This window comes from Citrobacter freundii complex sp. CFNIH9 (assembly GCF_002903305.1).
GTDB lineage: Bacteria > Pseudomonadota > Gammaproteobacteria > Enterobacterales > Enterobacteriaceae > Citrobacter > Citrobacter portucalensis.
In genome coordinates this window covers 1,222,301-1,233,591 of the sequence record NZ_CP026238.1, presented here as the reverse complement: position 1 = coordinate 1,233,591, position 11,291 = coordinate 1,222,301, and the positions used below count along the sequence as shown (strand labels likewise).

The following is an 11,291-nucleotide window of genomic DNA, read 5'->3' as shown; positions in this document are numbered from 1 at the left end:
GCAATAAGCGCCGGGAGAATTATTCAATAGGTAGAGCAGTTGTGTATTTAATCTGTTCCATGGCAAAGCTGGAGGTGACGTCAGACAGGCCCGGTACGCTGTTCACCAGGCGCTTATAGAATTCATCATAGCTTTTCATATCAGCAACCTGCACTCGCATCAGGTAGTCATACTCCCCTGCCATACGCCAGAACCCCAGAACCTCGGGCATTCCGGTCACTTCAGTGACAAAGCGGCAATACCATTCGCTGCTGTGATGCTGAGTTTTGATCAGCACAAACGCGGTGAGTCCCAGCCCCAGTTTTTCTGGATCCAACAGGGCGACTCTGCCCAGCAGGATACCGTCATCCTCAAGTCGTTTGAGACGTTTCCAGCAGGGGGTGGTAGTCAGATTAACGGCATCTGCTAATGCCTGCAAAGAAAGGGTGCAGTCCTGTTGCAGTAAGCCGAGTAGCTTGCGGTCAATTTTGTCTAACATATCCACTCCACAGAGAAGAATTTTCTCCTTACATTCTATTTTAAAGGCTAAATGGCAACAATTTTTTCCGTGCTTTTCGCTATTCTGGGCACAAAATGACAAATGGATATCTATTAATGATGAATAGCTCCTGGGTTAAAAACGCCATCAATGAAATCAACGCGGATTATCAGCGTTCTGCGGATACGCATCTCATTCGCCTGTCGCTACCGGCGTTCCCGGGCATTCAGCTCTATTTAAAAGATGAGAGCACGCATCCGACCGGGAGTCTGAAGCATCGTCTGGCGCGCTCACTGTTTCTGTACGGATTGTGCAATGGCTGGATCAAAGAAGGCACCACCATCATTGAATCATCGTCCGGTTCAACGGCGGTCTCTGAGGCTTATTTCGCTCGACTGTTAGGGTTGCCATTTATTGCCGTCATGCCTTCCTGTACGGCAAAACGTAAAGTTGAACAGATTGAATTTTACGGCGGTCGCTGTCATTTCGTGGAAAGCGCCTGCGAAATCTATGCGGCCTCTGAGCAACTGGCGCGTGAGCTGAACGGTCATTACATGGACCAGTTCACTTACGCTGAGCGCGCCACCGACTGGCGCGGCAATAATAATATCGCCGACAGCATCTTTCGTCAGATGCAGTGCGAGCCCAACCCCGTTCCCCGCCATATTGTGATGAGCGCCGGAACCGGTGGCACCTCAGCAACCATTGGCCGCTATATTCGCTGTCAGGGCTACGATACTCAACTGATGGTGGTAGACCCGGAAAACTCGGTCTTTCTGCCCTTCTGGCAGGATCGCGATGCCACGTTACGCAGTCCGGTAGGAAGTAAAATTGAAGGCATTGGCCGCCCGCGTGTCGAACCGTCTTTCATTCCTGACGTGGTCGATGAAATGCTGCGCGTGCCGGATGCCGCAAGCGTGGCCACCGCACACTGGCTGGAAACGCAGTTGGGCCGCAAGGTCGGCGCCTCTACCGGCACAAACATGTGGGGAACGCTACAACTTGCCGCCCGTATGCGCGATGCAGGCGTTACCGGTTCGCTGGTGACACTGTTGTGTGACAGCGGCGAACGCTATCTGGAAACCTACTACAACCCACAGTGGGTCGACGCGCACATCGGTGATTTAACGCCGTGGAAAGCGGAGCTTGCCCAACTACTGAACACCCATTAATGGGATAAAAAAAAGCCAGACGCGAAGTCTGGCTTGCTGGAAGGGATCTCTCATTCGGGGGAATAAGGTAGATGTGGATTGTCCAGCCAATGCGTCAAAAAGTGTGACACTGCCTGATTACGGCAATGCCCAATCACCGATAAATGAGGCAGTTCAGCAATCAGTTGCGGCATCGCGTTACCCATAATCAGGCCGCGCCCAACGCTGCCTAACATTTCGCGATCGTTCATGGCATCGCCAAACGCCATACACTCGGCCATTGAATAACCTAAATGGTCGCTCAATACCGCCAACGCGGATCCTTTATTACAGCCCAGCGGCAGCACCTCAAGGCAATCAAACGCGGAAAAACAGAGATTCGCCTGTTCACCCAGCGCTTCATTCAGTTGAATTCGCAATTGGATCAAAGAGTCATGATCGCCACAGAAACAGACTTTCGTAACCTGATGCGCCGGAATACGTTTCACATCGACGATCTGGTAGCGAAATCCGCTATACACATGCGCCTGCAGCAGCGAGGGGATCTCTTGTCCGGTGAACCAGCCATTGTCATTAAAGACATGCATGCTGGCGGTAGTGTCCCACTTCTGATGCAACACAATATCCGCGACATTCGGATCCAGATCCTGACGGTGTAACACATCGCCCTCAACAGAGTGAATGCGCGTGCCGTTACCCGTGATCAAAAAGGCGTCCAGCGAGATCGAGCCTAAAATATGGCGCATCTCAAGCACATGGCGACCGGTAGCAAATGTCAGAGTAATATCGCGTTCACGCAGGCGCGACAGCGTTGAAAGCGTTTCGTCACCTAAATGGTGATTCGGCATCAAAAGGGTGCCATCCATATCAAATGCAGCCAGACGAGCCATTTCTTTCTCCACACTGTGACGCGGTTAACTTGTGATCCAGTATCACCTGAGATATACGGAAGTAATAGTGAATAGATAAAATGAATTGTTCCGGGTTTCTCTACGCATAAACCGTTAGCGAACATCCTGAAGGAAAAAGTATCAATGCGTCTGCTTAATCGCCTGAACCAGTACCAACGCCTGTGGCTGCCCTCGAACGGCGAACCGCAGTCGGTGACCGTCGGGGAACTGGCCGAACGCTGTTTTTGTAGCGAACGCCATGTGCGTACCCTGCTAAAGCAAGCGCAGGATGCGGGCTGGCTGGAGTGGCATGCTCAGTCGGGGCGCGGGAAACGCGGGCAGCTGCGGTTTTTAGTGACGCCAGATTCACTGCGCAACACCATGATGGAACAGGCGCTGCAAAAGGGAGAGCAGCTTAGCGTACTGGAACTGGCTCAGCTGGCGCCGGGCGAATTAAGAACACTGCTACAACCGTTTATGGGCGGTCAGTGGCAAAACGACACGCCAACCCTACGTATTCCCTATTACCGCCAGCTCGACCCCTTGCACCCCGGATTTCTCCCCGGTCGCGCAGAGCAACACCTCGCTGGACAAGTTTTCTCTGGCCTGACCCGGTTTGACAGCACTACGCAACGTCCCTGTGGAGACTTAGCCCACCACTGGAATATCTCCGCTGACGGCCTGCGCTGGGATTTCTATATTCGTTCCACCCTGTACTGGCATAACGGCGATGCGGTCAGCAGCACACAGCTACATCAGCAGTTGCTGAAGCTGTTAGAACTCCCCGCGCTGAATAAGCTGTTTATCAGCGTAAAGCGCATTGAGGTGACGCATCCCCAGTGTCTGACCTTTATTCTGCATCGTCCCGACTACTGGCTGGCGCACCGTCTGGCAAGCTACAGCAGTCACCTGGCGCATCCTGAGCACCCGTTTGTGGGTACCGGCCCGTTCCGGCTGACGCTGTTTACTCCTGAGCTGGTGCGTATCGAGAGTCACGATCACTACCATCTGAGTCATCCGCTGCTAAAAGCCATTGAATACTGGATAACCCCGCAGCTCTTCTCCCAGGATCTGGGCACCAGCTGTCGCCATCCGGTGCAAATTGCGATTGGTAAACCCGAAGAGTTGCCTATGCTAAGCCAGGTAAGCAGCGGGATCAGTCTTGGTTTTTGCTATCTCACGCTCAGAAAAAGCGCGCGACTGAATACGCAGCAGGCCCGTAGACTGATCAATATCATCCACCGTTCTTCCCTGCTACAAACGCTTGAAGTGGATGAAAATCTGATCACGCCAAGCAATGCACTGCTCCCCGGATGGACTATCCCGCAATGGGATGAACTCGACGAGGTAGCGCTGCCGGAAAAGCTGACGCTGGCTTATCACCTGCCGGTAGAACTTCACGCTATGGCTGAACAGCTTCGCCAGGCGTTGGCGCTGCTCGGCTGTGAATTAACGCTTATTTTTCATAATGCTAAAAACTGGGATGGCGATCATCCCTTAGCCCAGGCCGATCTGATGATGGGCGACAGGCTGATTGGTGAGGCACCTGAATATACTCTCGAACAGTGGTTGCGCTGTGATCAGCTCTGGTCACATGTATTGAATGCGCCAGCATATACACATTTGCAAACGACCCTGGATGCCCTTCAAATTCAGGCCGATGAGGACGATCGCCACGCGGCTTTACAACAAGTTTTCGCCACGCTAATGCATGACGCTACCCTGACGCCACTGTTCAATTATCACTATCGCATCAGCGCGCCACCGGGCGTGAACGGCGTACGCCTGAATCCTCGTGGCTGGTTCGAGTTTACCGAAGCCTGGCTGCCACCTCCTTCCGCGTGAAGAAGCTGGTCGACGGCACGCCCAGGCGCTACCATAAGGGCTTCGTTATTTTGTCAGGAAAAGCCATGAAACGTGCCGTTGTTGTATTCAGTGGAGGTCAGGACTCCACGACTTGTCTGGCGCAAGCGCTGCATCAGTATGATGAAGTGCACTGCGTGACCTTTGATTATGGTCAGCGCCATCGCGCTGAGATTGATGTCGCACGTGACCTGGCCTTAAAACTTGGCGCGCGCGCGCACAAAGTGCTTGATGTCACATTGCTCAGTGAACTGGCTGTCAGCAGCCTGACCCGCGATAACATTCCGGTACCCGATTACGAACCGGATGCGAACGGCATTCCCAATACCTTTGTGCCAGGACGCAATATTCTGTTCTTAACGCTGGCAGCAATTTACGCGTACCAGGTGCAGGCAGAGGCGGTCATTACCGGCGTTTGTGAGACCGATTTCTCCGGCTATCCGGACTGTCGCGATGAGTTCGTTAAAGCCCTGAACCATGCTGTAAGCCTGGGGATGGCGAAAGATATTCGCTTTGAAACCCCACTGATGTGGATCGATAAAGCCGAAACCTGGGCACTGGCCGATTATTGGGGCAAGCTGGACCTGGTACGCGAAGAAACGCTGACCTGCTATAACGGCATCAAAGGTGACGGTTGCGGTCACTGTGCGGCGTGTAATCTGCGTGCCAACGGCCTGAACCATTATCTGGCGGATAAATCGGCAGTGATGGCGGCAATGAAGCAGAAAACCGGGTTAAAGTGATTGTATTGCCGGATGGCGCTTTGCTTATCCGGCCTACATGCAGTTGCAGCAACTCTTGTAGGCCGGATAAGACGCTTGAGCGTCGCCTTCCGGCAGTCGCAGCCACTACTGCACCATCTGCTCCAGTTTTTCGCGCAACTCCCCTTCCAGCGGCAACGCTTTTTGCGTTTTCAAATCAATACAGACGAACGTAATCAGCGCGTCTGCCACCACCTGCCCTTCCGGCTCCAGAGTAATGGTCTGATTTAACACACCACTTTTGCCATTTAACTGTTGAACTTGACTGGTGATAGTCAGCAGGTCGCTCAGCACCGCAGGACGGCGGTAGTTGATATTAATATTCACGACCACAAAAGCGATGTTGTGTGCTGTCATCCACTGAAAGCTGTCGCTGTTTTCCAGACCATCCCAGCGGGCTTCTTCCAGAAACTCCAGATAGCGGGCATTGTTAACGTGCTGATAGACATCAAGATGAAAACCACGAACTTTGATTTGTGTTTGCATAGCGCAGGAGCCTTACGTTGTTTTTATAGGAACAGATTTTTGGGTAAAGAGGTCATAACTGGTATGACCTCTACAGTCTGGCAAACTTTCAGCGCTCTGCAAGTTATTAAAGTGTTAAAACTGCCAGGTTACGCTCAACCAGTGAACTGCCCATGCCCGGCACCTGCTTTAAATCGTCCACCGTTTTAAACGGCCCGTACTCCTCACGATAGCTCACAATCGCCTGCGCTTTCTTTAGACCCACGCCATTCATAACTCGCGCTAAATCCTCCGCAGAAGCGTTGTTGATGCTTACCCTGGTGCCCTCATCGTCGCTTGCTTTAGCGGGCTGTGTGGCTTTGCTTTGTGCCGCCCCTGGGTTTTCCGCTTTGGTTTGAGTCGCCTGGCTTTTGGCGACAGGCTCAGCCGCCAATGCGGTTTGGGCCATACCAGCGCAGGTCAATGAAAGAGTGATAAGCAGAGCTTTGATTCCATGTTTCATACTGTTTTCTCCTTGTTTGTTAACAGTGGAATCACGATAGCGAGGTGCAGAACGGCAGACAAACGGCAAATATCAGAAATGGAAAAGGCCGCGAAAGCGGCCTTTGGTAGATACAACTTTTTGCAATTTTTTGCGAACTGCCTCGGTTATTGCTGCTGTTCCAGCGCATCCCCGATTTTAATTTTTGCGGCTTTACGCAGGTTGCTCATCAGCGCTTCGAAGACAATCTGCGCGTTGTTCTGAGTGATCCCCTGAACCATCGCTTTCTTCTGCGCTTCAGGCATAGAACCGGCTTTCACCTCGTCCAACGCCAACAGAACAACGTTACCCTGCATGTCGTTCGCGACGCCGTAGCTCGGTTTGTCTTTCGCCGGCAGGCTCAGACCAAAGGCAGCCTGGCTCAGCGGATCCTGACCCGTACGGCTCAGCGTTTTCGCCTCGCCAAAGCTCAGACCCGCCGCTTTCATCGCTTCATCGCCTTTACCGGCTTTCAGATCCGCCAGCAGTTTATCGGCATCAAGCTTCGCCTGCTGCTCTGCTTTATTGTGCTTAACGAGCGCAGTTACCTGCTCTTTCACTTCAGCCAGTGGCTTCACGGCTTCGGCTTTGTGCTCTGCAATACGCAGCACGAACGCACGATCGCCGTCCACGGTGATGATATCGGAGTTACTGCCAGGCGTACCGTTCTCACCAACCAGACCACCATTGAAAATGATGTCAGCGACTGGTTTGAAATTCAGTTCTTCCGGCAGGCTGTCACGGCTAAACCAGCCCGTTTCAACCGCTTTCATACCCGCAGCCTGCTCTGCACCCGCCAGAGATTCGTTATCATTGCTGGCCGCGTCGCTGACTTTCTGCTGCAGCGCATAGTACGCATCCAGCGCTTTTTCCTGCTTCACTTTTGCCGCAATCTCGTCACGGGCTTCGCTCAGCGGTTTAACTTGCGCAGGCTGTACGTCGTCAAGACGCGCAACGAGGAAACCAACGGAAGACTTAATTACGCCAGACAGTTGGCCTTTTTCTTTCAGACCAGCATTTTTCAGCTCATCCGGGGTGGTGGAATCTTCCAGCCATCCCATATCGCCGCCTTTACGGGCAGAGATGATATCGGCAGATTTTTCTTTCGCCAGCGCAGCAAAATCACCGCCTTTGTTCAGCTCGTCCAGTACCGCTTTAGCTTCATCTTCCGTTTTGGTCTGAATGATGCTGTAGCGGTTACGCTGCGGCTGAGTGAACTGATCCTGATGCTGGTCATAGTAAGACTGAATATCAGCATCGCTGGCCGTCTCCTGCATAGCAGCAGCGTCCAGCTTGATGTAGCTCACGCGGAACTGTTCCGGCGTCATAAAGTTGTTTTTATTCTGCTCGTAGTAGCTGGCAACTTCCTGCTCGGTAACAGACTGCTTCGCGGCCAGTGCGTTAACGTCAATCGTCGCCTCGCGCACGATACGCTGCTGTGCGACCAGCGCCGCCAGTTCGTCCGTTTCGCCTTTCAGCATGAAGTCCGTACCGGCAACACCGTTAATCAGCTGCTGTGTCGTAAGCTGATTACGTAATGCCTGAGCATACTGGTCTGCAGTCATTCCCATTTGATTGACAATCGCGTTGTAGCGGTTGTTATCAAACTTGCCGTCCACCTGGAACGCAGGCGTGGCGAAAATGGCCTGTTTAACCTGATCGTCGCTGATGTTGAGCTTAAGCTCGCGGGAATACTGATCCAGCAGTGCTTCGTCAACAAGACGATTCAGCACCTGCTGACGCAGCGTTTTCATATAACCTTCGTTCGCGGCCAGCTCGGAGTATTGATCGCCCAGCTGTTGCTGCATGCGGTTACGTTCGCTGTTGAACGCATTCTCGAACTGCCCGCGGCTGATCTCCTGGCCATTCACTTTGGCGGCGAAGTTATTGCCCCCGCCAATCAGGTAACCACTCACGCCGGTCAAAATGAACGACACGATAATGATACCGAAAATAATCTTGAGCACGAGACTGTTAGCAGCCGTGCGTAAGCTGTCCATCATGGTGTAACCACACTCCGCTGTAGATGACTATACGCGTTATCCTCTCTGCTGCCCCCGCGTTGATGACAACAACGGCAACAAGGATTTTGAGTATATATGCTTCACGCAGCATAGCGTTTCCTGAACGCTGCGCACAAAGGTCTATTGTGACAAGAAACAGGGGCAATTGTCAGCCCACAACGCGTAGAAAGTACCGGAATTACAAATAAAAAAGGCACATCAGTCGATGCGCCCTTGTACTTCGTCACATCCCCAAAGGGGAAATCACTTAGTTTACCGCGTCTTTCAGTGCTTTACCTGCACGGAAGCCCGGTACTTTAGCCGCGGCGATGGTGATCTCTTTACCTGTTTGCGGGTTGCGACCAGTACGGGCAGCACGCTCTTTAACGGCAAAAGTACCAAAACCTACCAGCGCTACGTCATCACCTTCTTTCAGAGATTCGGTAACAGAAGCAATAATTGCATCTAACGCACGTCCAGCCGCAGCTTTAGAGATATCAGCCCCTGCAGCAATTTTGTCGATCAGTTGAGATTTATTCACTCTTCTCTTCCTCTTTATAATTTATATCGCACCTGAATCCTTCAAAGTGCGACCGCGCAGCAGTTATATCAGGCCTGCCATGCCCTTACAACACCCGTTAATGATGGCAAGCCTAATCCGTTATCTAAATTAGCTATACAAAAAAAGGCTGGCAAGCCCGAAATGGCCTGCCAGCCCTGTTTTTATTAATGCTCTTTGCGCGAGGTCACTATTTTGCCGTCACAACCTGCATTCCAGAGGGTTCATTTTGCAATGCAAGAGTCAGAACTTCCTCAATACGTTTCACCGGGTGAATATTAAGATCGGCAATTACGTTGTCCGGAATCTCTTCCAGGTCACGTTTGTTCTCATCGGGAATTAAGACCGTCTTAATGCCGCCACGGTGTGCCGCCAGCAGTTTTTCTTTCAAACCACCGATAGGCAGAACCTGACCACGCAGGGTGATCTCACCCGTCATCGCCACGTCGGCGCGAACTGGGTTACCGGTAAGACAAGAAACCAGCGCAGTACACATAGCAATACCCGCACTTGGACCGTCTTTCGGCGTAGCCCCTTCAGGTACGTGAACGTGGATGTCGCGTTTTTCGTAAAAGTCCGGGTTAATACCCAGTTTTTCCGCACGCGCACGCACCACGGTCAGCGCAGCCTGAATCGACTCCTGCATGACTTCACCCAGAGAACCGGTGTAGGTCAACTTACCTTTACCCGGTACGCAGGCGGTTTCGATAGTCAGCAGATCGCCGCCCACTTCCGTCCACGCCAGACCCGTCACCTGACCAACGCGGTTTTCGTTGTCCGCGCGGCCATAGTCAAAGCGCTGTACACCCAGATAATCGTGCAGGTTGTCGCCATTGATCTCAATATGTTTCAGCGATTTATCCAGCAGCAGCTGTTTCACCGCTTTACGGCACAGTTTAGAGATTTCACGTTCCAGACTACGTACGCCTGCTTCACGGGTGTAGTAACGAATAATGCCCACAATGGCGCTATCGTCGACCGTCAGCTCACCTTTTTTCAGCGCATTACGCTCAATCTGTTTCGGCAACAGGTGACGTTTGGCAATGTTCAGCTTTTCGTCTTCGGTATAACCGGACAGACGGATCACTTCCATACGATCCAGCAACGGTGCCGGAATATTCATGGAGTTAGAGGTCGCAACAAACATTACGTCGCTGAGATCGTAGTCCACTTCCAGGTAGTGATCGCTGAACGCCACGTTCTGCTCTGGATCCAGCACCTCAAGCAGTGCGGAAGCCGGATCGCCACGCATGTCGGAAGACATTTTGTCGATCTCATCAAGCAGGAACAGCGGGTTTTTAACGCCCACTTTGGCCATTTTCTGGATCAGTTTACCCGGCATAGAACCGATATAGGTCCGGCGGTGGCCACGAATTTCGGCTTCATCACGCACGCCGCCCAGCGCCATACGGATGTATTTACGCCCTGTTGCCTTCGCAATGGACTGCCCCAGAGAGGTTTTACCTACCCCCGGCGGTCCAACCAGACACAGGATCGGCCCCTTGATTTTATTTACACGGCTTTGAACCGCGAGGTACTCAAGGATACGGTCTTTGACGCGCTCCAGACCATAATGGTCGGTATCGAGGATTTCCTGCGCCTGACGCAGGTCTTTTTTGACCTTGCTACGCGCATTCCACGGCACCTGTACCATCCAGTCGATGTAGCCACGCACCACAGTCGCTTCCGCCGACATAGGAGACATCATTTTCAGCTTCTGCAGTTCTGCTTCCGCTTTCTCTTTTGCCTCTTTCGGCATTTTCGCCGCGTCGATTTTACGCTTCAACGCTTCGTTTTCGTCCGGTGCATCGTCCATCTCACCGAGTTCTTTCTGAATAGCTTTCATCTGCTCGTTCAGATAGTACTCGCGCTGAGATTTTTCCATCTGCTTTTTCACACGGTTGCGAATGCGTTTCTCAACCTGCAGCAGATCGATTTCAGACTCCATCATCGCCATCAGATATTCCAGACGTTCGTTAACGTCGGACATCTCCAGCACGGACTGCTTGTCAGCCAGCTTCAGCGGCATGTGTGCAGCGATGGTATCCGCCAGACGTGCAGGATCGTCAATGCTGTTCAGCGACGTCAGCACTTCTGGTGGGATTTTCTTGTTCAGCTTGATATAGCCTTCGAACTGGCTGATAGCGGTACGCACCAGCACTTCCTGTTCGCGCTCATCAATAGCAGGCGAGTCAAGGTACTCTGCTTTCGCAGAGAAATGCTCGCCGTTGTCAGACAGCGCAGAAATACGCGCACGCTGTAACCCCTCGACCAGCACTTTTACGGTGCCGTCAGGCAGTTTCAGCATCTGCAAAATAGAGGCCACGGTCCCGACGGTGAAAAGATCGTTTACACCCGGCTCATCCGTTGACGCTTCTTTCTGTGCGACCAGCATGATTTTTTTATCATGGTCCATAGCCGCTTCCAGACAACGGATAGATTTTTCCCGCCCTACAAATAAGGGTATGACCATGTGCGGATAAACCACCACATCGCGCAACGGCAATACGGGGATTTCAATGCGTTCAGAACGCTCAGGATTCATAGAGCTCTCTCTTAGTTTAGTTTCCGCCAGGTAATCAGATGGTACGACTGTGCTTC

At 52.3% G+C, this 11,291-nt stretch carries 10 protein-coding genes; 3 read left to right on the top strand and 7 right to left on the bottom strand.

From position 1 onward, the window contains the following. Positions 1-19: 19 nt before the first annotated feature. Positions 20-478 (bottom strand): DNA-binding transcriptional regulator DecR, encoded by a 459-nt coding sequence (gene decR, locus C2U43_RS06130; protein WP_003831023.1) that lies wholly within the window; start codon positions 476-478, stop codon positions 20-22. A gap of 116 nt (positions 479-594) precedes the next feature. On the opposite strand from decR, the gene C2U43_RS06125 reads away from it, so the two are divergent. Beyond that, complete coding sequence (locus C2U43_RS06125) at positions 595-1,650, top strand: PLP-dependent cysteine synthase family protein (protein ID WP_220471131.1); 1,056 nt, start codon at positions 595-597, stop codon at positions 1,648-1,650. A gap of 50 nt (positions 1,651-1,700) precedes the next feature. Here C2U43_RS06125 and cof read toward each other — a convergent pair whose 3' ends face one another. Continuing rightward, entirely contained in the window at positions 1,701-2,519 is an 819-nt protein-coding gene (gene cof / locus C2U43_RS06120; protein WP_008783948.1) for an HMP-PP phosphatase, read from the bottom strand. A 144-nt stretch (positions 2,520-2,663) separates the two neighbouring features. Between cof and C2U43_RS06110 the strand changes: the two genes are divergently transcribed. Next, the gene (locus tag C2U43_RS06110) at positions 2,664-4,364 is read left to right on the top strand and encodes an SgrR family transcriptional regulator (protein ID WP_103284811.1); all 1,701 of its coding nucleotides are present in this window, start codon (positions 2,664-2,666) and stop codon (positions 4,362-4,364) included. A 65-nt stretch (positions 4,365-4,429) separates the two neighbouring features. Next, on the top strand, positions 4,430-5,125 hold the full coding sequence (gene queC, locus C2U43_RS06105) for a 7-cyano-7-deazaguanine synthase QueC (RefSeq protein WP_043015404.1): 696 nt from the start codon (positions 4,430-4,432) through the stop codon (positions 5,123-5,125). Between the two features lie 105 nt (positions 5,126-5,230). Here queC and fadM read toward each other — a convergent pair whose 3' ends face one another. The 5 genes from fadM to lon all read right to left on the bottom strand — a co-directional run bounded on the left by fadM (position 5,231) and on the right by lon (position 11,235). Then, on the bottom strand, positions 5,231-5,629 hold the full coding sequence (gene fadM, locus C2U43_RS06100) for a long-chain acyl-CoA thioesterase FadM (protein ID WP_003021636.1): 399 nt from the start codon (positions 5,627-5,629) through the stop codon (positions 5,231-5,233). Positions 5,630-5,735: 106 nt separating this feature from the next. Then, the gene (locus C2U43_RS06095; RefSeq protein WP_008783945.1) at positions 5,736-6,110 is read right to left on the bottom strand and encodes a helix-hairpin-helix domain-containing protein; all 375 of its coding nucleotides are present in this window, start codon (positions 6,108-6,110) and stop codon (positions 5,736-5,738) included. 146 nt (positions 6,111-6,256) lie between these two features. After that, on the bottom strand, positions 6,257-8,131 hold the full coding sequence (gene ppiD, locus C2U43_RS06090; RefSeq protein ID WP_003831016.1) for a peptidylprolyl isomerase: 1,875 nt from the start codon (positions 8,129-8,131) through the stop codon (positions 6,257-6,259). A 268-nt stretch (positions 8,132-8,399) separates the two neighbouring features. Continuing rightward, positions 8,400-8,690, bottom strand: a complete 291-nt coding sequence (hupB, locus tag C2U43_RS06085; protein ID WP_219352570.1) for a nucleoid-associated protein HU-beta — start codon at positions 8,688-8,690, stop codon at positions 8,400-8,402. Positions 8,691-8,880: 190 nt separating this feature from the next. Next, complete coding sequence (gene lon, locus C2U43_RS06080; RefSeq protein ID WP_003831014.1) at positions 8,881-11,235, bottom strand: endopeptidase La; 2,355 nt, start codon at positions 11,233-11,235, stop codon at positions 8,881-8,883. Positions 11,236-11,291 lie beyond the last annotated feature (56 nt).